The sequence below is a fragment of the Agrobacterium rosae genome (assembly GCF_002915175.1).
In the GTDB taxonomy this organism is placed as follows: Bacteria; Pseudomonadota; Alphaproteobacteria; order Rhizobiales; family Rhizobiaceae; genus Agrobacterium; species Agrobacterium rosae.
Map to the genome: position 1 here is coordinate 341,555 of NZ_NXEJ01000006.1, position 20,445 is coordinate 361,999.

General features: G+C 58.5%; 24 protein-coding genes. 18 read left to right on the forward strand and 6 right to left on the reverse strand.

The annotated features are described in order from the left end of the window. The first annotated feature begins 65 nt into the window (after positions 1-65). From CPJ18_RS12845 to CPJ18_RS12855, 3 genes are all read left to right on the forward strand, one after another. Positions 66-467: a DUF930 domain-containing protein gene (locus CPJ18_RS12845; protein ID WP_083716615.1), complete on the forward strand. Its 402-nt coding sequence runs from the start codon at positions 66-68 to the stop codon at positions 465-467. 326 nt (positions 468-793) lie between these two features. Then, the gene (locus CPJ18_RS12850) at positions 794-1,714 is read left to right on the forward strand and encodes a dihydrodipicolinate synthase family protein (RefSeq protein ID WP_103658730.1); all 921 of its coding nucleotides are present in this window, start codon (positions 794-796) and stop codon (positions 1,712-1,714) included. Between the two features lie 55 nt (positions 1,715-1,769). Then, entirely contained in the window at positions 1,770-2,495 is a 726-nt protein-coding gene (locus tag CPJ18_RS12855; RefSeq protein WP_103658732.1) for a polysaccharide deacetylase family protein, read from the forward strand. Here CPJ18_RS12855 and CPJ18_RS12860 read toward each other — a convergent pair. Together CPJ18_RS12860 and CPJ18_RS12865 are read right to left on the reverse strand one after the other, a co-directional pair. After that, a complete protein-coding gene (locus CPJ18_RS12860; RefSeq protein WP_167397892.1) occupies positions 2,492-3,646 on the reverse strand; it encodes an AI-2E family transporter in 1,155 nt (384 codons plus the stop codon). The genes CPJ18_RS12855 and CPJ18_RS12860 overlap by 4 nt on opposite strands. A gap of 101 nt (positions 3,647-3,747) precedes the next feature. Then, entirely contained in the window at positions 3,748-4,608 is an 861-nt protein-coding gene (locus CPJ18_RS12865) for a VOC family protein (protein WP_103658736.1), read from the reverse strand. A gap of 234 nt (positions 4,609-4,842) precedes the next feature. On the opposite strand from CPJ18_RS12865, the gene trhA reads away from it, so the two are divergent. Next, positions 4,843-5,511 (forward strand): PAQR family membrane homeostasis protein TrhA, encoded by a 669-nt coding sequence (gene trhA / locus CPJ18_RS12870; protein WP_077119161.1) that lies wholly within the window; start codon positions 4,843-4,845, stop codon positions 5,509-5,511. 66 nt (positions 5,512-5,577) lie between these two features. Beyond that, positions 5,578-6,081, forward strand: coding sequence for a GNAT family N-acetyltransferase (locus CPJ18_RS12875; protein WP_103658738.1), 504 nt, complete (start codon positions 5,578-5,580; stop codon positions 6,079-6,081). Here CPJ18_RS12875 and ftrA read toward each other — a convergent pair. After that, the gene (gene ftrA, locus CPJ18_RS12880) at positions 6,078-7,067 is read right to left on the reverse strand and encodes a transcriptional regulator FtrA (RefSeq protein ID WP_103658740.1); all 990 of its coding nucleotides are present in this window, start codon (positions 7,065-7,067) and stop codon (positions 6,078-6,080) included. The two genes, CPJ18_RS12875 and ftrA, sit on opposite strands and share 4 nt — an antisense overlap. A gap of 87 nt (positions 7,068-7,154) precedes the next feature. Between ftrA and CPJ18_RS12885 the strand changes: the two genes are divergently transcribed. Further along, positions 7,155-7,556 carry a rhodanese-like domain-containing protein gene (locus CPJ18_RS12885; protein ID WP_103658742.1) on the forward strand — a complete coding sequence of 134 codons (402 nt, stop codon included), beginning with the start codon at positions 7,155-7,157 and terminating at the stop codon, positions 7,554-7,556. 59 nt (positions 7,557-7,615) lie between these two features. On the opposite strand, the gene msrB is transcribed toward CPJ18_RS12885, so the two are convergent. Then, complete coding sequence (gene msrB / locus CPJ18_RS12890) at positions 7,616-8,026, reverse strand: peptide-methionine (R)-S-oxide reductase MsrB (RefSeq protein ID WP_077119166.1); 411 nt, start codon at positions 8,024-8,026, stop codon at positions 7,616-7,618. 153 nt (positions 8,027-8,179) lie between these two features. On the opposite strand from msrB, the gene CPJ18_RS12895 reads away from it, so the two are divergent. From CPJ18_RS12895 to CPJ18_RS12940, 10 genes are all read left to right on the forward strand, one after another. Further along, on the forward strand, positions 8,180-10,534 hold the full coding sequence (locus tag CPJ18_RS12895) for a putative monovalent cation/H+ antiporter subunit A (protein ID WP_103658744.1): 2,355 nt from the start codon (positions 8,180-8,182) through the stop codon (positions 10,532-10,534). Further along, a complete protein-coding gene (locus tag CPJ18_RS12900) occupies positions 10,531-10,950 on the forward strand; it encodes a Na(+)/H(+) antiporter subunit B (protein WP_103658746.1) in 420 nt (139 codons plus the stop codon). Before CPJ18_RS12895 ends, CPJ18_RS12900 begins: the two co-directional genes overlap by 4 nt. Beyond that, positions 10,950-11,327 carry a Na+/H+ antiporter subunit C gene (locus CPJ18_RS12905; RefSeq protein ID WP_103658748.1) on the forward strand — a complete coding sequence of 126 codons (378 nt, stop codon included), beginning with the start codon at positions 10,950-10,952 and terminating at the stop codon, positions 11,325-11,327. The genes CPJ18_RS12900 and CPJ18_RS12905 overlap by 1 nt, the downstream gene beginning before the upstream one ends. Before the next feature lie 16 nt (positions 11,328-11,343). Continuing rightward, positions 11,344-12,906, forward strand: coding sequence for a Na+/H+ antiporter subunit D (locus tag CPJ18_RS12910; protein WP_103658750.1), 1,563 nt, complete (start codon positions 11,344-11,346; stop codon positions 12,904-12,906). Continuing rightward, on the forward strand, positions 12,903-13,382 hold the full coding sequence (locus CPJ18_RS12915; protein WP_103658752.1) for a Na+/H+ antiporter subunit E: 480 nt from the start codon (positions 12,903-12,905) through the stop codon (positions 13,380-13,382). Before CPJ18_RS12910 ends, CPJ18_RS12915 begins: the two co-directional genes overlap by 4 nt. Further along, positions 13,379-13,768, forward strand: a complete 390-nt coding sequence (locus CPJ18_RS12920; protein WP_103658754.1) for a cation:proton antiporter — start codon at positions 13,379-13,381, stop codon at positions 13,766-13,768. Before CPJ18_RS12915 ends, CPJ18_RS12920 begins: the two co-directional genes overlap by 4 nt. After that, positions 13,765-14,106 carry a monovalent cation/H(+) antiporter subunit G gene (gene mnhG, locus CPJ18_RS12925; protein ID WP_103584792.1) on the forward strand — a complete coding sequence of 114 codons (342 nt, stop codon included), beginning with the start codon at positions 13,765-13,767 and terminating at the stop codon, positions 14,104-14,106. Before CPJ18_RS12920 ends, mnhG begins: the two co-directional genes overlap by 4 nt. Before the next feature lie 418 nt (positions 14,107-14,524). Continuing rightward, positions 14,525-14,953 carry a Ros/MucR family transcriptional regulator gene (locus CPJ18_RS12930; protein ID WP_045231215.1) on the forward strand — a complete coding sequence of 143 codons (429 nt, stop codon included), beginning with the start codon at positions 14,525-14,527 and terminating at the stop codon, positions 14,951-14,953. A 213-nt stretch (positions 14,954-15,166) separates the two neighbouring features. Beyond that, a complete protein-coding gene (locus CPJ18_RS12935; protein ID WP_167397893.1) occupies positions 15,167-15,580 on the forward strand; it encodes a helix-turn-helix domain-containing protein in 414 nt (137 codons plus the stop codon). Further along, on the forward strand, positions 15,577-16,377 hold the full coding sequence (locus tag CPJ18_RS12940; RefSeq protein ID WP_103658758.1) for a DUF6456 domain-containing protein: 801 nt from the start codon (positions 15,577-15,579) through the stop codon (positions 16,375-16,377). The genes CPJ18_RS12935 and CPJ18_RS12940 overlap by 4 nt, the downstream gene beginning before the upstream one ends. Positions 16,378-16,400: 23 nt before the next feature. Here CPJ18_RS12940 and CPJ18_RS12945 read toward each other — a convergent pair whose 3' ends face one another. Together CPJ18_RS12945 and CPJ18_RS12950 are read right to left on the reverse strand one after the other, a co-directional pair. Next, the gene (locus CPJ18_RS12945) at positions 16,401-16,817 is read right to left on the reverse strand and encodes a SufE family protein (protein ID WP_103658760.1); all 417 of its coding nucleotides are present in this window, start codon (positions 16,815-16,817) and stop codon (positions 16,401-16,403) included. Positions 16,818-17,087: 270 nt separating this feature from the next. Then, positions 17,088-17,519, reverse strand: coding sequence for a DUF5330 domain-containing protein (locus CPJ18_RS12950; protein WP_103659114.1), 432 nt, complete (start codon positions 17,517-17,519; stop codon positions 17,088-17,090). Between the two features lie 426 nt (positions 17,520-17,945). On the opposite strand from CPJ18_RS12950, the gene CPJ18_RS12955 reads away from it, so the two are divergent. Together CPJ18_RS12955 and CPJ18_RS12960 are read left to right on the forward strand one after the other, a co-directional pair. Next, positions 17,946-19,526 (forward strand): sensor histidine kinase, encoded by a 1,581-nt coding sequence (locus tag CPJ18_RS12955; protein ID WP_245445407.1) that lies wholly within the window; start codon positions 17,946-17,948, stop codon positions 19,524-19,526. Beyond that, the gene (locus tag CPJ18_RS12960) at positions 19,498-20,445 is read left to right on the forward strand and encodes a peptidoglycan-binding domain-containing protein (RefSeq protein ID WP_103658762.1); all 948 of its coding nucleotides are present in this window, start codon (positions 19,498-19,500) and stop codon (positions 20,443-20,445) included. The genes CPJ18_RS12955 and CPJ18_RS12960 overlap by 29 nt, the downstream gene beginning before the upstream one ends.

Sequence of the window (20,445 nt, forward strand, 5' to 3'; positions counted from 1 at the left end):
CTTGCACAGCAACGCATTTGCCACGCGAATCAAAACAAGAAGAACGAAAAGCCCGACAGGATCCTATGTACAAGCTTATGCCCGTTGCCTTTCTCGCAGCCCTCTCTTGCCTGTCAGCAGCCATGCCTGCGCTGGCCATAGATGCCAGTATCCTTCGCCAGCTCAACGCGCTTGCCCCGGAGGAGCGCCTGGAGCAGCGATGTGACATCGAGGCCATGGAGCGTATCGCGAAGGAACAAAAAGGAATGAAGCCGGACAAGGTCATTGCCTATGCCTTCGGCGACCCTGACGTTGCCCCAGACAGCATCAATGCGTCCGGTGCTGTGTTCCGCAGTGGCGGGGAGTGGTACCGCCTGCGTTACAAATGCCAGATTGCGCCATCGACACTGGGCATCCGCAACTTCGACTACAAGGTCGGAGACAAAGTGCCGGAAGCCCAATGGGCAAAGCACTACATGTATGATTGAGAGCGTGGCCTCTCTTTTCTAATCAGGGAATGAACGGGTGCGTCTTGGTGCCTTCTACCCGTGGGGGAGAAGGTCGCGGCAGCGGGATGAGGGGGCAAGCTCTCCGAATCCATTGACGCTCGCCCCCTCATCCGACCCTTCGGGCCACCTTCTCCCCGGCGGGGAGAAGAAACCAGATCGCAACCGTGCGTCTCGCTGATCCCCTTGCGCTCGTCGCCTTGGCGTTGCCAATCCGCAACGATATCTAACTGATTTTATATTGATATTGCCGCATGCTGATTTGCTGATTAAGCCTTGTCCCAGAGGGTTTTTCAGGGGCAGGTTGCATGGGTGTGAGTTTTCACGGGCTTTCGGCTTTTCCGCTGACACCAGCGGATGAGGACGGGGTGGTCGATGTCGAGACACTGTCACGGCTGATCGAGCGTTTGAGCGCGGCACAGGTGGATTCGGTCGGGCTGTTGGGCAGCACCGGAAGCTATGTCTATTTCTCACGAGAACAGCGCCGTCGTGCGGTCGAGGCCGCAGCGCAGTGCTTGAACGGTGCTCGTCCGCTTATCGTGGGCGTCGGCACGTTGCGCACCAACGACGCCGTGACGCTGGCAAAGGATGCGGAAGCCGCCGGGGCCGACGCGCTGCTGCTGGCGCCCGTTTCCTACGCACCGCTGACGCAGGAAGAGGCCTATCACCATTTCGCAGCTGTTGCCGGCGCAACCAGTCTGCCGCTCTGCATCTACAACAATCCGTCCACCACGCATTTTTCCTTTGGCGACGAGTTGCTGGTGCGGCTGGCCTATATTCCCCACATCCGAGCCGTCAAAATGCCTCTGCCATCAGAGATGGCGTTCAAAGCGGAACTGGAGCGTTTGCGCCCGCGTCTGGGCGATGATTTTTCCATTGGTTACAGCGGCGATTGGGGTTGCTCGGAGGCTCTGCTGCAAGGTGCGGATAGCTGGTACAGCGTGATAGGCGGGCTGCTGCCGGTGCCGAGCCTGCGTCTGTTGAATGCCGCGAAAGCGGGCGATACGGCGGAAGTGCAGCGAATCGAAGAGCATTTCGAACCGCTCTGGGCGCTGTTCAGGGAATTCGGCAGCTTCCGAGTGGTCTATGCGGCGGCAAACCTGCTGTCGCTCACGCACCGCCAGCCACCCTTGCCGGTCATGCCACTCAGCGTCAGCGATTGCGCGCGCGTGGAAGAAGCCTTGGCCAAGCTTTCGGAACTCGATGGCCTGCCAGCCGCCACGCCATAATTCCGGCACTTTGCGGGCGGAATTGCCTTGGCATCGAAGATTGAAAGCCCTTGAAATGCGTAAGTCCCTGACGGTTGTCTCCCTGCTGGCTGTAATGGCGTCTCCCGCATTTGCGGGTTCGGGCCTTGTCGAGCCGACACTGCATATGCAGCCGGGCAAGGCGCATGCACCACGTGTCGCCATAACGCTGGATGCCTGCATGGGCAAGACGGATTTCCGCATTCTCGACACGCTCGTCAGCGAGAAAATTCCGGCCACCATCTTCGTCACGGCCCGCTGGCTCAAGCATAACCCGCAGGCACTGGCCGTGCTGATGTCCCATCCCGACCTGTTCGAGCTGGAAAATCACGGCGAAAACCATATTCCGGCCGTCGACAAGCCCGTCGCCATCTACGGCATCGCCGCGGCAGGCTCGACTGCGGCGGTGGAGCAGGAAGTGGAAGGCGGCAGGCTCGCCATCGCCGCTGCCACCGGCCATCAACCGCAATGGTTTCGTGGTGCCACGGCCAAATACACCAACTCCTCCATGGCCACCATCAATCAATTCGGAGAACGGGTCGCCGGCTACTCCATCAACGGGGATGGCGGGTCGCTGCTGGGCGCGGGCATGACGGCAAAGCACATCGCGTCAGCCAAGGATGGCGATGTCGTCATCGCCCACATCAACCAGCCCACCCACGAAGCCGGCGAAGGCGTCGTTCGCGGTCTTCTCGCCCTCAAGGCCCGCGGCGTGATCTTCACCCGCCTGGACGACCCTGCTTTCAACGCACCATCGAACTAAGACGGCAAATTCGGTACGACGCGGCGCGAGGGGAAGAGCTCTCGAGCTATGGTCATGCCGATCAGCGAGAGGGGCAGGGCCAGCATTGCGCCAGGAGCGCCCCACATCCATGTCCAGAAAATAATGGCGACGAAGACGAGGAAGGGATTGATTTCCATGTTTTTGCCAACCACCGCCGGGAAGGCCAGATTTTCCATCAGCAGGTGAATGGTGAAGAAAACGATGGCGGGGAGGAAGGCGAAGAGAAGGCTGTCATGGGTCAGAATACCTGCAATCGCCAGCGCCAGCGTCATGGCGGTAATGCCAAGGAATGGCACGAAGCTGGAGAGGAATGCAAACAATCCCCACAGGAATGGCATGGCGAGGCCGCCTGCATAGGCGATGATGACCATGGTCACGCCCAACCCGGCATACATCAGCGATGCTGTGGCGAAGTAGGAGCTGAGAACATGCTCGATGGAGGCGATGGTGCGGATGGTACGCAGGCGCTGATGTCTCTGCGGGAACGCCATGATCATGGCTTTGCGCAAGCGGATGCGGCTGTAGAGGAACAAAAGCAGTGCCGCAAAGAAGATCAGGCCCTGAACGATGGCTGGCGTCAGGTTGGATCCGACGACGGAAATGATGTCGCCGCTACGCGAGATGATGGACTCGAGCGAGATCGAGCTTAGGCTGAAGGTCGCAGCGGAGAAATTCAGCCAACGCAGGCTTTGCAGATAGGGCACAAAGCGGTCGATGGCCTTTTCGATAATGCCTGGGCCTTCCGATGCCAAAGTGGACAGCGGGTCGATCAGCGAGTTGATGACGAGGAAGAGCACGAAGGCGACAGCGGATGAGAGAATGAGCGCCACCGCAAATCCGGGAATGCCGTAGGAGTTCAACTTGCTCGCCGCAACACCGAGGATCATGCCTACGACGATGGCCATGACGACCGGGATCAGAATGATCGACAGTGAGTGGATGACACCCATCAATATGATGAAAAAGATGCCGACGATGGACCATGCCACCGCCACATCCAGCGCTTCGCGGCCCAGCGGCTGCTGGCTACGTTCGTCATCCTGCGCAGAGCCGAGCGCGCCGCGCATGACGATATCGCCTGCCGCTATGTTTGCCGCGTGTTTGCGGTTGGTAATCGTCTGATCATTCATCAAGCAGTCCCCCATCAGGCCGTATAACGCGTGACTGATAGTGCGGTTCCGGGGGCTGAATCATTAAATGGGCAGACGGAAGATGTCTGCCCGACCGGTCATCAGGCCGAAAGCTTCAGACCAATCCCCCAGGGGTCCTTCACCACAATCCCGTCGCTCTGCCGTTCGGTGGCAATTTCCATCTTGTCCAGTGCCGCCAGAGCCTTGTCGAACTCCGCTTTTTCGTTGAATTTCAACGAGTAACCGGAAAGTCCCGTCATGTTGTCTGAACGAGCCACAGCACCACGGCTGTTCCATATATTGGCCGCGACATGGTGGTGATAAGCGCCGGAGCCGAAGAAGCTGGCACCGGGGTAGCGCGCCATGATCTTGAGACCCAGCACGTCCTGATAAAAGGCATCCGCCTGTGGAATGTCGCCAACCTGCAAATGGATATGCCCGATGGCGGTACCATCCGCAGCCTTTGCGAAGGTCGCCTTTGGGGCGCTGTCATAAAGCTCCTGAAGATTGAGGCGCAGCGTCGACATCGCGACGGTGCCGTCCGGCTGGTACGTCCATTCTTCTGGCGACCGGTCACGATAGACCTCGATGCCGTTGCCTTCCGGGTCAGCCAGATAGATGGCTTCGCTGACGAGATGGTCCGAAGCGCCCTGAAGTCCCACATTGTTGTGAGCCACATGCGTCAGCCACAAGGCCAGATCGCTGCGGCTCGGCATCAGGAAGGCGGTGTGAAAAAGCCCAGCAGCGCCGCTTGGCGCGCGTGTCGCGTTCTGCGATGTCGTCAGCGTCAGGAGCGGTTGGCCGTTCACACCCAGCACTTCGCCGCTGGGGGATTTTTCGATGATCGAAAGCCCGATGATGTTCTGATAGAATTCGGATACCAGTGGCAAATCCCGCACCACGAGATGGGCTTGGCCGACATAGGCCGGGCGGGTCAGCGCAAATTGCTTGTTTTCATTCATGCCACGCACTCCTGTTCACGTAAATTGCGGGAACTATGAACCGACTTCATCGTTCAGAAAAGATAGCCATTTGGCGATGCAGCGTGTGCTATTTGTTGACAATGACTCCACACGGCAAACACGCTTTACTTTTACGACAGGCGTGAATGCAAAGTGATCGGCTTTCGTGCCGATGGTCTTGTTCCCGTCTCATATTGCCTGCATGATCTCTAAACCAATACGCGGGAACAGACTATGAGTGAGCTTTGGCGCTTTGGACGCCGCTATGATCTTCCAGAAATCGTCGCCGATGGCATCGTGCATGGGGTGGGTATCGTTTTTGCGCTGATCGGCGCGACGGCGCTCATCTTCTACGTCACCCTGTGGGGAAGTATCAGCGCCATTGCGGCTGTGTGGATCTATGCGTTCGGGCTCGTCGCTTGCCTGTCCATTTCCTTTACCTATAACATCTGGCCGCATTCCAACGTCAAATGGTATCTGCGCAGGCTGGATCATTCCGGTATCTTCATTCTTATTGCCGCGACCTATACGCCCATTCTCCAGCGCGGTATCGAAGATCCCTTCATCGCCGTAACGCTGGCCGGAATATGGGTGGCCGCGATCTCAGGCATCCTGCTGAAATGCTTCTTTCCCGGTCGGTTCGATCGCTTGACGATCCTGCTTTATCTCAGCATGGGTTGGAGCGGCGTGATGGTGGCGGATCGCCTGTCTTACCACCTGCCGCCCCTGAGCCTGTGGCTCATCGTCATCGGCGGCATCATTTATTCCATGGGCGTCATCTTCCATGTGTGGGAACGTTTGCGGTTTCAAAATGCCATCTGGCACGGCTTCGTCGTGGTTGCCGCCGCTGTGCATTACACCGCCGTCATGACCAGTTTCAGCATGACACCGGTGACCGCGTAAAATCGCTGCACAGTTTCGCGACATGCATTATGGTCGCCGGACATTGATTTGCAGCGGATATACAGCATGACCACAGAACTACGCGACGCCACCGTTGATGATCTTCCAGGCATCATGGAGATCTATAACGATGCGGTTTTGAACACGACCGCAATCTGGAACGAGATTCTGGTCGATCTGGAAAACCGCAAGGAGTGGTTCAAGATCCGCAAAGACCGCGGCTTTCCGGTCATCGTCGCCATAAAGGACGGAGCCGTTGCCGGTTACGCCTCCTACGGCGATTGGCGTGCCTTCGATGGCTACCGCCACACCCGCGAACATTCCATCTATGTGCACAAGAACGCGCGCGGTGCTGGCCTCGGCAAATTGTTGATGCAAGCATTGATCGATCACGCCAAAACACACGATGTGCATGTGTTGATCGGTGCCATCGAATCGGAAAACACCGCCTCCATCCGTCTTCACGAAACCCTTGGTTTTCGCGTTGCTGGCCGCTTCTCGGAGGTCGGCACCAAGTTCGACCGCTGGCTGGACCTCACCTGCATGGAACTGAAACTTCCGGTCGCTTAGGCGGCCCGCCGTCCAAAGCGGTCGCGGTAGGCCGCAGGTGTAGTGGAAAACTGCTGGCGGAAGTGGTGGCGCAGATTGGCGGCGCTGCCAAGCCCGCTCGTTTCCGCAATGGCCTCAATGCCGAGACGGGATGTTTCCAGCAGGTCCTTGGCCTTTGACAGGCGTTGCAACAGCAACCATTTGGCAGGCGTCGTGCCGGTCGCGGCCTCGAACCGGCGCAGAAATGTACGGTTGCTCATGCCCGCCATGCTGGCCAGCCGTGCGACGGTGTAATCCTCCGTCAGCTTCGCCTGCATGGCATCCAGCAAGGGGCCAAGCCGCGCCTTCTCATGGGTTTCGGGAACCGCCTTATCGATGAATTGAGCCTGCCCGCCATCCCGGTGCGGCACCACCACCAGCCGCCGTGCCACGGAATTGGCAGCCTTTGCGCCGAAATCGCGACGGATCAGGTGCAGGCAAAGGTCGATGCCCGCCGCACTTCCCGCAGCGGTCAGCACATTGCCACCATCCACATAGAGCACACCCGGCAGCACTTCGATGTCGCTGAACCGCGCCTTGAGCGCATCAGTATAGCGCCAATGCGTGGTGGCCTGTCTGCCGTCCAGAAGCCCTGCCGCGGCCAGCACGAAAACGCCGGAACACAGTGACAGAAGCCGCGCGCCCTTATCATGCGCCTTGCGCAAAGCCACACATAAGGCCTCCGGCACCGGCTCGTCGATGCCGCGCCAGCCCGGCACGATGATGGTTCCCGCCTGCTCGATCAGATCCAGCCCGCCATCGGTAACGAAGCGCATGCCGCCCATCGCCCGCATTTCACCCTCATCCACCGCCGCCACGGCAAAGCGATACCAGTCCTCACCCATTTCCGGGCGCGGCAGGCCGAAGACTTCGACGGCAACACCGAATTCGAATGTGCACAGCCTGTCATAGGCAAGGGCAACGACGAGGCGGTTGGGTTTGGATGGCGAGAGCGAACGGTTTGGCATGATGTTTACGATATATGGCAATCATGCCATCTGCTAGTGTTTTCGTGTCGGGCGTAAAGTCTTTTCAGTCCAACACAGGAGAGACCCATGAGCTACGTAACCGATATTCCCGCCGCATCATCGCAGGTCGCGATCGAGCATTTTGCCCAGCGGCTTTCGGTTGAAACCGATTGTGCGGATGTGGCTGCATCCATGAAAAGCGGAGAACAGGATTTCGTTCTCCTGCACGTCGTCGGCTCGCCGGACATCTTCGCCCGCAAGCACATTCCCGGTGCCATTCACCTGCGCCATGCGGATATGACGGCAGAGCGCATGGCGCAATGGCCGGTGGATACCCTGTTCGTGGTCTATTGCGCTGGCCCGCACTGCAACGGAGCCGACCGTGCCGCGCTTAACCTTGCGCGTCTTGGGCGGCCGGTCAAAATCATGATCGGCGGCATCACCGGCTGGCAGGACGAGGGGTTCTCATTTGCATCAGGGGAGGTTTGAGACATCAAAAAGCCACGTCGCCTTCCGGTAACGTGGCTTTTTCAATATCAAAAACCAACTCAGTCCTGCGGTTCAAAGACCATGGAATGGCCGTTGATGCAGTAGCGCAGGCCGGTTGGCGGTGGGCCGTCGGGGAAGACGTGGCCGAGGTGGCCGCCGCAATTGGTGCAGCGTATTTCGGTCCGCACCATGCCGAACGCGGTATCGCGATGTTCGGTGACCGCATCTGGCTTCACCGGTTCGAAATAGCTCGGCCAGCCGCAGCCGGCATCGAATTTCGTATCCGAAATGAACAGCGGCTCGTCGCAGGCGGCGCAGCGATACAGGCCTTTTTCCGTGCTGTTCCAATAGGGGCCGGTAAACGGTCGTTCAGTACCGTGCTCACGGAGAATGCGGTACTGGTCCGCCGTCAGTTCCTCGCGCCACTGCGCATCGGACTTGGTGATTTTGGGTGATTTGAGATCGCTCATGCGGAGATCCTTTCGTTTGTCCCCAAGATAGTGCACCAACCGCCCGGTTAAAAGAGGATGCGGGTTTAACTTGGCATCAAGGCGCTGTTATCTTCGCATCTGGCCAAAATATAAAACGCAGCCGCAAACGGCAGCAGGGGTGGGGGAGACGAGATGATCGCAAATGTCGCGCTGCTGACATTCGCCGTGCTGTTTCTGCCCTTCGTCATGGCATTGTGCGCACCCGTCGCTATCGGCAGGCTCGGCCACCGTGGCGTCTGGCTGCTGGCACTTGCGCCTGCCTTGGCCTTCGTCCACTTCTTGCGGTTCATCCCGGAAATCGCTGCTGGGGAAGTCGTCACCGGCGGCTATGTCTGGGTGCCCAGCTTCAATCTCAGCTTCTCCTGGTTCATCGATGGTCTGTCGCTCATCTTCGCGCTTTTGATCACCGGCATCGGCACGCTGGTCGTGCTTTATGCGGGTGCCTACATGAAAGGTCATCCGCAGCAGGGCTGTTTCATGGCGTTTCTGCTTCTCTTCATGGGTGCGATGCTTGGCGTGGTGGTGTCGGATAGCCTGATGATGCTGTTCGTCTATTGGGAACTGACATCGATCACGTCGTTCCTGCTGATCGGCTTCGATCATAAGCGGGAAGCCGCAAGACGTGCGGCCTTGCAGGCGCTGGTGGTGACCGGCGGTGGCGGGCTGGCGCTTCTGGCGGGCCTCATCTTCATCTGGAACATCAGCGGCACCACCCAGCTTTCATTGCTGGTTCACGGTGGCGATGTGCTGCGCCAGAGCCCGTTTTATTTCGCCACGCTGCTGCTGGTCCTGGGGGCCGCTTTCACCAAATCGGCGCAGTTTCCGTTCCATTTCTGGCTGCCCAACGCCATGGAAGCGCCGACGCCGGTATCGGCATACTTACACTCCGCCACCATGGTAAAAGCGGGCGTCTACCTGCTGATGCGGCTCAACCCCATCATGGGCGAAACGGCGGCGTGGGAAATTCTGCTGCCTTTTTTCGGCGGGCTGACGATGCTGACGGGCGCGTGTCTCGCCATCCGCCAGACCGATCTCAAGCTGATGCTGGCCTATACCACCGTCTCATCGCTCGGCCTTCTGGTCATGCTCACCGGCTTCGGCTCGGAACACGCCATCGAAGCGGCGGTGCTTTATCTGGTCGCCCATTCGCTGTTCAAGGGTGCGCTGTTCATGGTCGCGGGGATCATCGACCATGAAGCGGGAACGCGGGATGTGACGAAGCTTGGCGGCTTGCGCAAGGCCATGCCCATAACCTTCATTGCGGCCATGGCAGCGGCCTTTTCCATGGCGGGCCTGCCGCCTTTGCTCGGCTTTCTCGCCAAGGAAGAAATCTATTACGCGCTGGCGCACCCCAATCCGCGTGCCATTCTCTTCACCGGCATCGCCATAATAGGTAATGCCCTGATGCTGGCCGTCGCATTTGCTGTTGCGCTGAAACCCTTCGTTGGAAAACTGACCAGAACGCCGAAACAGGCCCACGAAGGCCCGGTTCTGCTCTGGCTCGGCCCTGCCGTGCTGGCATTCGCCGGTCTTCTGGCCGCGTTGTTTTCCGGGGTTTTCCACGACTATGTCTCCACGCCCATGGCCACTGCCATCGCAGGTGAAACACGCATCGTCGACATGTCATTGGTCCCGCATATCGGCGTTCCGCTGGCGCTGTCGCTCTTCACCGTGGCGCTGGGGGTAATGGTCTATACCAAATTATCGTTCGCCCGCAGGCTGATGAACCATGCGCTGGATGCTGCCGGTCCGGGGCCGGACAAGGCGTTCGATGGCGTCATGTCCGCGCTGGTCAAACTCTCTTTTTATACCACCCGCACCATCCAGACCGGCCGGCTGAAATCCTACGTCGCCATCACGTTTGCCATCATCGCACTTGTGCTGCTAGTGTCGTTGTCGGTCTATGATGAACTGCCTGCCATGCCCGCCTGGCCGGCGGATATCCAACTGCACGAACTCACCTTCATCGCCATTGCCATCATCGGTCTCATCGCCGTGCTGATGGCGACGAGCCGCCTGACGGCAATCGTCGCGCTCGGCATTCAGGGTTTCGCCGTCGCCGTGCTGTTTCTGCTGTTCGGCGCACCGGATCTGTCGTTTACCCAGTTCATGGTGGAAACGCTCTCCGTCGTCATTCTCACGCTGGTCATGACGCGGCTGCGCCTCTCGCCATCCGATCATCGTGAATTCCGCCAGAAACTGGTGGATGGCACCATTGCTGCTGCGTGCGGCACGGGTTTCGCGCTGATGCTGCTGAAATCCACCGAACGTCCATTCGACGCTAGCCTCACCGAATTCTTCAGCGCCTATTCCAAGCTCATCGCCCACGGAAACAATGTGGTGAATGTCATCATCGTGGACTTTCGCGGCACCGACACGCTGGGCGAAATCGCCGTGGTCATGATCACCGGCCTTGCCATTCTGGCGCTGATCCGCATCCGTTCAAAGCCCGCGGCCAATGCAGGCAAAGAGGAGGGTAGGGCATGAATACGCTGATTTTCCGCACCATTGCGCCTGTCATGACCAGCCTCATGCTACTGTTTTCCATCTTCGTGCTGCTGCGCGGCCATAACGAACCCGGTGGCGGCTTCATTGGCGGGCTGATTGCGGTGTCGGCGCTGGCGATTCACGGCATCGCATTCGGGGTTGAAACCGTGCGCCGCGCCATCGTCTTCCACCCGCTGTCCATCGCGGGCTTTGGCCTGTTGCTCGCCACGCTGTCCGGCATCGCATCTGTCTTTGTCGGCGTGCCATTCATGACCGGGCTTTGGATCTATCCAAGCTTTGCCGGTGTAGAGGTGCCGCTGGCCACCGTCATCTCCTTCGATATCGGCGTCTATCTCGTCGTGGTCGGTGGCTTTACGGCCATTGCGCTGGCGCTGGAAGAAAGGGAGCACGACTGATGGAAGCCGTTTTCTCTGTCCTTGTCGGCATATTCTTTTTCGCGGCTGTCTATCTCATGCTGTCGCGCCACACGGTGCGGATGCTGCTCGGCATCGCCATTCTCGGCAATGCCGTCAATTTGCTGCTTTTCACGGCGGGAAGACTGACGCGCGGCGTGCCGCCTATCATCGGCACCGGTGAGGATGTGCTGGCGTCACATGCGGCAAACCCGTTGCCACAGGCGCTCATCCTCACGGCCATCGTCATTTCCTTCTGCTTTTTCTGCTTTCTCGCGGTGCTGGTCTGGCGGTCGTTTCAGGCGTTGAAAACCGACGATAGCAACGAGATGCGCGCCGCAGAACCGCGAAGCGAACCGCTTCCACCACTCGGCTACTGAGAAACGGACATAACACATGGCCGTTTCCGGCTCCGCCCCCATCGATATGACCGCCGCACTCGTCATGCAGCCGACCCCGCTTGCCGACTGGTTGATCGTGGCTCCCGTTGCGCTCTGCATCAGCATCGGCGCAATCCTCATGATGGTGCGTCACTCAACCCGCCTTCACGCTGGCATTGCCATCTTCGGCCTATTCCTGCTTGTCGTCATCGATGCGGCATTGTTGTGGAAAGTCGCAACGCACGGCCCCGTCACCATGGTCATGGGCCGCTGGCTTCCACCCTTCGGCATCGCATTCACCGCAGACATGGCCGGTGCGGCCCTTGCTCTTGCCGGTGCCATCGCCGCCCTTGCCTGCGCAGTGCATGCCAGTGCTGATGTGGATGACAGCGGTCGGCGTTACGGCTTCTATCCGTTCCTGATGTTGCTCATGGCGGGCGTCAGCGGCGCGTTTCTGACCGGCGATATCTTCAATCTCTATGTCTGGTTCGAGGTGCTGCTGGTCTCATCCTTCGGCCTCATCGTGCTGGGCTCGACGAAGGAGCAGATCGACGGTGCGCTGAAATATGCCGTGCTCAATCTCATCGGCACTACCCTGTTTCTCATTGCCGTCGGCTATCTCTACGCCCTCTTTGGCACACTCAACATGGCCGATATCGTCTTGAAGGTCACCGCAGCCGGTGAAGGTGCGCCGTTGATGACGCTGGCCGCTCTTTTCACGCTGGCTTTCGCCATGAAGGCCGCAGCTTTTCCCGTCAATTTCTGGCTGCCCGCATCCTATCACACGCCCAAAATCGTCGTATCGGCGCTGTTTGGCGGGCTGCTGACGAAGGTCGGCATCTATGCGCTGCTGCGCGTCATGATCATGCTGTTTCCGGTGCAGCGGGACGAGTTGAGCCTTGCCATCGCCATCGTCGCGGCCCTTACCATGATCCTCGGTGCCATGGGTGCGCTGGCCCAGAACGATATCAGGCGCATGCTGGGTTATGTCGTCATCTCCGGCATCGGAACCATGCTCGCAGGCGTGGCCATCGGTTCTCCCTCTGCCGTGGCTGGCGTCGTCTTTTACGCGCTGAATTCCGTTGTGGTCATGACGGCGCTGTACCTCACCATCGGTCACGCCGCCCGGCTGGGCGGCGCTTGGACGCTGTCGGAGCTGAGCGGCCTCTACGCCAAGGCACACTGGTTTTCGGCAATGGCGCTTGCCCTGTTTTTCGCAGGCTCCGGCCTTCCGCCCTTTTCCGGCTTCTGGCCCAAGGCCATGCTGACCAAATCCGCAATCGATATCGGGGCCTGGTGGCTGGCGACGGCAATTCTCGTTTCCGGGTTCCTGTGCACCATCGCTTTCGCCCGTATGTTCCTGCTGTGCTTCTGGCGTCCATCACCCGCGGGCATGAGGGAGATAACGGTCCCAACCCAACCGCCGTCTTTTGTACCTCTCGCCGCTTTGACGTTTCTCGTCATCGGTTTCGGTCTGTTTCCCGAAGGCGTGATGCGGCTCAGCCAACAGGCAGCAGATGGCCTTGCCGATCCATCGGCCTATATCCGCTCCGTCTTTCCGAATGGAGCCGCCCGATGAGCCGTTATGTGCTTGGATTGCTGTTCGTCGTCATCTGGCTTGCCGTCTCCGGCGGCCTGACCATCGCCAACACGCTGTTGGGCACGCTGGTCGCCATCCTGTGTCTCGGTCTCGTCCGCCATCAGTTGAAGGCCGCTGAAACCCATTGGCTGCGCGTGCCTGCCATTGCCTCGCTCGCCCTGCTGTTCCTGAAGGAGCTGGCTCTGTCGGCTTGGACGGTCGCCATGCTTGCCATCAGGCCCAGGCTTGTGCTCAAGCCCGGAATATTCGCCTATCCGCTGAGAGTGACCAGCGACTTCGAGATCACCCTGCTTGCCAATCTCATCACGCTGACGCCCGGCACACTCTCCGTCGATGTCTCCGACGATCGCGCGACACTTTATGTCCATGCGCTGGATTGTAGCGACGTGGAAGCGACGAAGCGGTCGATTGCGGACGGTTTCGAGAAAAAGATCATGGAGGCGTTTCGCAAATGACACCGGAATCGCTGGTCTCCGTGGCAACCACCATTGCCACCGTCATTCTCTCCATCGCATTCCTGATGACGGTTTACCGCGTCATCGTCGGCCCGACATTGCCAGATAGGGTTGTCGCGCTGGACATGCTGGTCGGCATCGCCACCGGCTTTATCGCCGTCATCGCTATCAGCACCGAATTCGACCTCTACGTCGATATTGCCCTGGCACTCTGCCTCGTCGGGTTTCTTGCAACAGTTGCATTCGCGCGGTTCATTCTGTCGCGAAATGCGGAGCATGGGCCGCGCCGGAAAGGGACGCTGGACCGTGCCGATGGACCGGTCGCGACCGCCAAATCCAAGCGCGCAAAGTCAGGTAGAACCACAAGCAGGAAGGGCCGAAAATGAGCTGGTCTGTCGCGGTTTTTGTCACATTTCTGTTACTTTTAGGCGCACTCTTTTCGCTGGCCGCAGCCATTGGAATAAACCGGTTTCCCGACCTCTATACTCGCCTCCATGCCGCTTCGAAGGCGGGAACTGTTGGTTCAGGACTTCTTCTTGTTGCGGTGGGTATCAATTCGCTGGATATTTCTATTTTGGCGCGTTCTCTCGCAGCCTTTTGTTTTGTTGTTTTGACTGCCCCAGTATCAGCGCATTTGCTTGCCAAAGCTGCTTATCAGATGGGATATCGCCTATCTGGAGCAACTGTAATCGATGAGTTTGAAGCAGACCGTAAGTTGAATTGATATGTTGTTAGCGCGTTAACTTCGATGCGATAGGGACATACATCCATATTTTGTTACCTGTGATTTCTTGTAGATAGAATAGCTGCTTTTTGCTTTGAAATATTGCAAAATAATAATTGGACTTTTTTTGGTTTGGTGCTATCCACATCAGGTAAAGTAACTGATGTTGATTTGCGTCGTGCGTCACTGATAGTCCGGTTAACCATTTTACTAATGGCTAATCTATCTCTTTGTAGAATATCTGGGCATCTTTTCCGTTTAACGCAGTTGTCGCAAGAATTCTCGGCCCTTTCTGTATTGATCAGAAGTGCGGGTTGGTCTTTCAGCAAGCGCAAATCAGTGGGTTCGGGGTTAACTTCATTTCACTGGCAGACGGGCTGGACCGATGCCAGGGAAGACATGGACAGGAGAAACATACATGACTGAAACTACATACGGCGGCGCTCAGGATCTGCTTGTCGAACTGACGGCGGATATCGTTGCTGCCTATGTTAGCCACCACGTCGTTCCGGTTACGGAACTTCCAGGCCTCATTTCTGACGTTCATACAGCACTTAGCGGCACATCTACGCCTGTCGTGGCCGCCGTGAATGTCGAAAAGCAGAAGCCTGCGGTGTCTGTTCGCAAATCCGTTCAGGATGACCAGATCATCTGCCTGGAATGCGGCGGGTCTTTCAAGTCGCTCAAGCGTCACCTTACGACGCATCACAGCATTACACCGGAAGAGTACCGCGAAAAGTGGGACCTGCCTGTGGACTATCCAATGGTTGCCCCGGCCTATGCAGAAGCGCGTTCGCGCCTTGCAAAGGAAATGGGCCTCGGACAGCGTCGCAAGTCTGCTCGCTGATTCCACCTTATCCGCAAATCTCGAAAGCCGGTCCATGTGGCCGGCTTTTTTTTGGAATCGTCTACTTTTGTGATTAAGAAAATAATCCTTGTCGCTCCCATGCAAAAATACCGCTTAAGTTTTCAACCGCTTGTTGATTGAACGTTTTTCAGCGATTGTGGTTGATATCGTCAGGGTGTATGAATTAATTCCTATTTTATGAGGAGTTACATCATGTCCTTGAACCTTGAACCGTCCAGCCCAGCATCCACCATCGGCAATCTTTACCCAACCTATCGCGCCGGCCCAGCCTCTCCCGTCCCCGAGGCGCATCGGCTGGCCTGTCAGCGCGTGCGCGAGATAACCTGCACTCTGTTCGCAGACATCGTGGATCGTGACATGGTTCGGCGAGACCGGCGTCACGCCATGTCTCATATTCGCCAGATCGCCCTCTATGTCAGCCATGTCTCACTGTCCCTGCCGATTAGGGAGGTCGCCGTTTGCTTCGGACGAGACCCCTCGACTGTCAGCATCACCTGCCAACGGGTGGAAGATCGCAGGGACGATGAGGGCTTCGATGCCTTCGTAACCGCTGTGGAGCAAGCGGCCCACCCCATTCGCGAAACGCTTCAGGCAGGTGCGCAATGAGTGACGGCAAAGAACGGGGAATGGTACGTCTGCTGCGTTTCATCGGGCACGGACCCGCGCAGATGAAAGAGAGTGGCGTTGACATCGAAATCACCGTCCAGGGTACGACCGCATCGCGGCAGGTCGAAAAGCATGTTCTGGATCAGACGCTTTCTGCCGGATTGCTGCGCAGGGAAGGGAATGCACTTTACGTTGAGGACACCGCCAATGCTTTCATCAAGCGGGCCATGGTCAAGGATCGCGACGAGATTTTTCAGGAGCAGCACCGCCTGTGCGAAACCGTCTCTGTCGACATGGATGGTGCCCGTCACACCGCACGTCGCAATGAATTGTCCTCGCCCCTGCTGGCACTGTCACGACTGAAGGATCGCGATGGCCAAAGCTTCTTCGGTGCCGATACGCTCGAAGCGGGCGAGAGGCTGGCCCGCGATTTCCACCGAGGCCACCTCAGCCCGCGCATCACCGCATCCTGGGAGCCGCGTCTAGCGAAGCGCACGAAGGGGCAGGGCAACGGCGCGCAAGACTTGAGCGACACCGCCATGGCCGCCCGCATGCGGTTTTCAAAGGCCGCCGACGCCATGGGCCCGGAACTGGCAGGCGTTGCCATCGATGTCTGCTGCTTCGAAAAGGGACTGGAACTGGTGGAACGCGAACGACAATGGCCGGTCCGCTCAGCCAAACTCATGCTGCGCACCGCGCTACTCGCCCTCTCCAGACACTACGCCCCACCGCCACCACCCACCCGCAAACGCGACAGCCACCATTGGGGCGCAGAGGGGTATCGGCCGGTGGTGTAGTCAGCGCTGTCGCCCACGACAGATCAAGCGGCCAGCAACTGTGCCTCGGCGCGGATGCGGTTGACCATGGAGCGGAGGCCGTTGGCGCGTTGGGAGGACAGGTGTTCAACGAGGCCGATCTTGCCGAAGACTTCGATGGCGTCCAAGCTGGCGATTTCGGAGGCCTTCTTGCCGGAGTAGACGGCGAGCACGATGGCGACGAGGCCGCGCACGATGTGGGCGTCGGAATCACCCTCGAAGGTCAGCACCGGGTCGCTCGCGCCATCGCTATAGCTAACGACCCATACCTGGCTTGCGCAGCCCTGCACCTTATTCTCGGCCGTCTTCTTCTCATCGGCCAAATCCGGCAGCTCTTTGCCGAGCTCGATCACGTAGCGATAGCGATCCTCCCAGTCATCGAGAAAGGCAAAGTCGTCCATGATCTTGTCGAGAGAAGCCATTTGTCCGTATCCGTTGTTCGAACCGCATCAACGCCTCCCTCATTCCTGTGCTTGTCACAGGAATGAGGGAGGGGAGAACTACCGTCGCTTTAGACTTGCATATAGGTCAAACCGTCCCTGATTTGAACCGTCATACCGACGAAAAAAAGCCCTGCGACGAAGGGAATTCGTGCAGGGTTTGCAAGTCGGGCAGTCAGGCGGCTCACCGGGTGAGCCGCAAGGGGCGGGATAGAGGCAGGTTGCCTCAATGAAATGGGCGGGGTGTTCGGCTCAGAGTGCCGGGCGGCGCTGTGGCAGAGGAACGTAGGGCTGGGACTTGATGGTGCCGGTCTTGATGTCGTCGCTCTCCTGCGCAACATCCACGGTGGCTGCTGGTACGGTCACGGCGGGTGCTGCGGCATCTGCAAGCTTTGCAGGCTGTTCGCTGCCAGCCAATTGCGCGTCGATCAGTTGATAGGCGACCTTCGCGCCTTCGCGGGCTCGTTCACCCAGGGCATGAAATGTTTCCGCGCCCTTGACGCAGACGTCGGGTTTTTCCACGCAGATGGCGCTGACATAACGGTAGGCCTCGCTGGCAGCTGAGACAGCGCCGGCGACGTTCATCTGTGAGGTCTGCGAATTGCTGTCGCTGGAACTACCGAAGTAGGACAGCGCCACCAGAACCAGCGAAAAGAAGATCGATGACTTGATCAAAAACCACATTGCGAAACTACCCTGTTCAACCGTCGCCCTTTTCGGGTCATCCGTGTTTGCCCTGTTGTCCGGGCTTGGCATCACCCTATCCCCAACAGACAAACAGCCATTTGCAGAAACCGGCAGAATTTAATTCAAATTGTAGCTATTTGTTCCGTCGCTGGACCGACAATCGCTTTTCGTTAGAGTTTTAGCCGTTGATGTTAAGCATAATTGCGGCGGTCCCCAACAAATGCAGGGGATAGCGACGGTCCGGCCTGCCACAAAGATTAACGCAATGAGAAAAATATAACAAAATCCTTTGCTTACCCGTCATTAACCATGAAATGCAAAGTCTGGCGCAAATGCTCCGAAATGAGACTCTCAAGGGTTTTAGCGGCTGTAGGCGCAACCGCTTTTAGCCTTTCCTTAAGCCGGGGGCCTCTATTGTCGGGCATGGTTAAGGGCTGTCCGGCCCATATGGAATTCGGTGTTCAGGTATTGCGTAATATTACGGAAAAAGCGGTTGCGTTGATCGATCATGCCACGGGCATGTGGCTGTCGCGCATGGAAGAAGACGAAAGCGTGCGAACCGCAACGGTTCAGGCTTTGCGTCGTCTCGTCGCATTCGGCCTTGCTGCATTTTTCGTCGTTCCAGCGGTTTTCTGCCTGATTTTTCCGGTCTCCGTCGCGCTGCCTCTGGGCGTTGCGGCTGTCTTTGCCGTGTTCCTTGCCGCCGCCGCTTCGCTGCTGGCCCTGCGCAAACCGGTCAAGCCGGAAGCCCGTACCACGCTGGTGACAGAGAATATGGTGCTGGCAACGCAGGTGCCGGGTCTGCTGGTGGTCTTCGATGAGCACGGCGTCGTCAGAAGCGTGTCCGGTCGCGATCTCAAGCAATTTCCAGCGCGTTTCCAGAACTGCGCGGGCCATTTCTTCGCGGAGCTGGTGCATGTCTCGGATCGTATCGGCCTGATGCAGGCTTTCGATGCGCTACGGCAGGGCGAAGACAATGCCATTGCCGATCTGCGTTTTGAAAATGCCGCTGCTGCCCGCCAGACCCAGTTCATTTATGGCCGTATGGATATCACAGCCGAGCGTGATCGTTTCGGCAGGCTTGTCGGGGCTATCGGGCAATTGCGCGATATCACCGAAAAGGAAATCCTGCGCAAGGAAGTTGCCCGCAAGGTCGCGGAAGCCGAATCGGCCAATGATGCCAAGTCGCGCTTTCTTGCCGCCGTCAGCCACGAGTTGCGCACGCCGCTGAATGCCGTTCTCGGTTTCTCCGATATTCTGGCAGGCGAGTATTTCGGCAAGTTGGAAAATGACCGCCAGCGCGAATATGTCTCGCTCATCCGCCAGTCTGGCGCGCATCTCCTGTCGGTGGTCAACACCATGCTGGATATGAGCAAGCTGGAAGCGGGCCATTATGAATTGCTGATGGAGCCATTTCGCATCTCGGATGCCATCAACACCTGCGAAGGCATGTTGGGTCTTCAGGCCAAGCAGAAGGGCTTGACCCTGACCAGCCGCATCCAGCGCGACATGGGTGAGGTCGTTGCAGATCAACGCGCCATCCAGCAGGTTCTGATCAATCTGGCTGGCAATGCCATCAAGTTTACCGAATCGGGTGGTGTGGTCTCCATGGACGCCTCGCTGGAAGGCGACATGTTGAAGCTGACGGTCAGCGATACCGGCATTGGTATCGCTGCTGACAAGATCGCGCTTCTCGGCCAGCCTTTCATGCAGGTCCAGAACGAATATACCCGCCGCTACGAAGGCACGGGCCTTGGCCTTGCTTTGGTCAAGGGGCTGGTCGAATTGCATGGCGGCACCGTGACCATTACCAGCCGCCCCGGTGAAGGCACGATGGTAACGATCCTGCTGCCAGCGGATGGCTCCGGCCAGAAGACCGGCGGAGATTGGGACGATGCAAGAGAACCGGTGGAATTTCCACCGCGCCTCAAGCCACAGACACCTGTGACTGACACGATGAAGGAGGATGTTGCGGATGGCCGCGCCAAAGCGAAAATCGCCTAGGAAAACACCGGTTCGCAAGGAGCCGGGGTTCGTTTCCGTGGCCGCTCTCGCCATCGGAAACCAGCTTCTGCGTCATCCAAAACTCGTCGGCGGCTGCACCGCCTTTCTGGTGGTGTTCGGCTTCGTTGCGGCCAATGCACTGTGGTATCAGCCCGGCCACCACCCATCGCCTTTCCTGCGCACGCGTGATGAGGAAAACCCCAACGGGATTCCCGGATATCGTCTGGCCTCGGGGTTGGGAGAGCACGGCAACGTCACGACGTTCCGCATCGAACGCCAGACCGATACGCCGCAACCCGCTGCGCCGCCTTTGGCTGCCACGCCGCCGGCCGATCCGGTGGCGAGTGCGATAGCGCAGGCGACGCCGCATCAACCATCCGAAATTGTTGCCGAAATCCAGCGGGAGCTTGCCCGCCGTGGCCTTTACGAAGGTGTGGCGGATGGCATGCCCGGCCCCCGCACCACGGCGGCCGTGCTGTTCTTCGAAGAAACCGTCGGCATGGAACAGACCGGCGAGCCCACCAGCCGCATTCTTTCGGCCCTGAAAATAGACAGCGCCACCACAGTTGCGGCCATTCCCAAAGCCCTGCCGAAGGACCGCCCAGCTGCTGCCAATTCCGGTGGCGTGGCGATCGATCCCGTAGCGGCTGCTATTCGCAACGCCGAGAGCAATCCGCCCAAGGCGCAGCCGGTGTCGCTAACATCAGGCCCATCGGCCAAGCCTGCCGGAAAGGATCTCGTCGCCAAGATCCAGCAGGGTCTCGTCAACATCGCCTATGCCTCCGTGAAGGTGGACGGCGTGCCGGGCGAACAGACCCGCACCGCCATCCGCAACTTCGAGAAGCACTACCGCCTGCCGGAAACCGGCGAGCCGAACGAGGCCGTGCTGAAAAAGCTGAAATCCATCGGCGCTTTGTGA

What these genes read in the sequence shown, in the direction of transcription:
- CPJ18_RS12895 (WP_103658744.1), top strand. Translation starts at nt 8,180, where the DNA reads ATGATCGCAAATGTCGCGCTGCTGACATTCGCCGTGCTGTTTCTGCCC.
- msrB (WP_077119166.1), bottom strand. Translation starts at nt 8,026, where the DNA reads ATGAGCGATCTCAAATCACCCAAAATCACCAAGTCCGATGCGCAGTGG.
- CPJ18_RS12885 (WP_103658742.1), top strand. Translation starts at nt 7,155, where the DNA reads ATGAGCTACGTAACCGATATTCCCGCCGCATCATCGCAGGTCGCGATC.
- CPJ18_RS12875 (WP_103658738.1), top strand. Translation starts at nt 5,578, where the DNA reads ATGACCACAGAACTACGCGACGCCACCGTTGATGATCTTCCAGGCATC.
- CPJ18_RS12900 (WP_103658746.1), top strand. Translation starts at nt 10,531, where the DNA reads ATGAATACGCTGATTTTCCGCACCATTGCGCCTGTCATGACCAGCCTC.
- CPJ18_RS12960 (WP_103658762.1), top strand. Translation starts at nt 19,498, where the DNA reads ATGGCCGCGCCAAAGCGAAAATCGCCTAGGAAAACACCGGTTCGCAAG.
- ftrA (WP_103658740.1), bottom strand. Translation starts at nt 7,067, where the DNA reads ATGCCAAACCGTTCGCTCTCGCCATCCAAACCCAACCGCCTCGTCGTT.
- CPJ18_RS12905 (WP_103658748.1), top strand. Translation starts at nt 10,950, where the DNA reads ATGGAAGCCGTTTTCTCTGTCCTTGTCGGCATATTCTTTTTCGCGGCT.
- CPJ18_RS12860 (WP_167397892.1), bottom strand. Translation starts at nt 3,646, where the DNA reads ATGAATGATCAGACGATTACCAACCGCAAACACGCGGCAAACATAGCG.
- CPJ18_RS12930 (WP_045231215.1), top strand. Translation starts at nt 14,525, where the DNA reads ATGACTGAAACTACATACGGCGGCGCTCAGGATCTGCTTGTCGAACTG.
- CPJ18_RS12845 (WP_083716615.1), top strand. Translation starts at nt 66, where the DNA reads ATGTACAAGCTTATGCCCGTTGCCTTTCTCGCAGCCCTCTCTTGCCTG.
- CPJ18_RS12935 (WP_167397893.1), top strand. Translation starts at nt 15,167, where the DNA reads ATGTCCTTGAACCTTGAACCGTCCAGCCCAGCATCCACCATCGGCAAT.
- CPJ18_RS12945 (WP_103658760.1), bottom strand. Translation starts at nt 16,817, where the DNA reads ATGGCTTCTCTCGACAAGATCATGGACGACTTTGCCTTTCTCGATGAC.
- CPJ18_RS12910 (WP_103658750.1), top strand. Translation starts at nt 11,344, where the DNA reads ATGGCCGTTTCCGGCTCCGCCCCCATCGATATGACCGCCGCACTCGTC.
- CPJ18_RS12920 (WP_103658754.1), top strand. Translation starts at nt 13,379, where the DNA reads ATGACACCGGAATCGCTGGTCTCCGTGGCAACCACCATTGCCACCGTC.
- CPJ18_RS12850 (WP_103658730.1), top strand. Translation starts at nt 794, where the DNA reads ATGGGTGTGAGTTTTCACGGGCTTTCGGCTTTTCCGCTGACACCAGCG.
- mnhG (WP_103584792.1), top strand. Translation starts at nt 13,765, where the DNA reads ATGAGCTGGTCTGTCGCGGTTTTTGTCACATTTCTGTTACTTTTAGGC.
- trhA (WP_077119161.1), top strand. Translation starts at nt 4,843, where the DNA reads ATGAGTGAGCTTTGGCGCTTTGGACGCCGCTATGATCTTCCAGAAATC.
- CPJ18_RS12865 (WP_103658736.1), bottom strand. Translation starts at nt 4,608, where the DNA reads ATGAATGAAAACAAGCAATTTGCGCTGACCCGCCCGGCCTATGTCGGC.
- CPJ18_RS12915 (WP_103658752.1), top strand. Translation starts at nt 12,903, where the DNA reads ATGAGCCGTTATGTGCTTGGATTGCTGTTCGTCGTCATCTGGCTTGCC.
- CPJ18_RS12955 (WP_245445407.1), top strand. Translation starts at nt 17,946, where the DNA reads ATGGTTAAGGGCTGTCCGGCCCATATGGAATTCGGTGTTCAGGTATTG.
- CPJ18_RS12950 (WP_103659114.1), bottom strand. Translation starts at nt 17,519, where the DNA reads ATGTGGTTTTTGATCAAGTCATCGATCTTCTTTTCGCTGGTTCTGGTG.
- CPJ18_RS12940 (WP_103658758.1), top strand. Translation starts at nt 15,577, where the DNA reads ATGAGTGACGGCAAAGAACGGGGAATGGTACGTCTGCTGCGTTTCATC.
- CPJ18_RS12855 (WP_103658732.1), top strand. Translation starts at nt 1,770, where the DNA reads ATGCGTAAGTCCCTGACGGTTGTCTCCCTGCTGGCTGTAATGGCGTCT.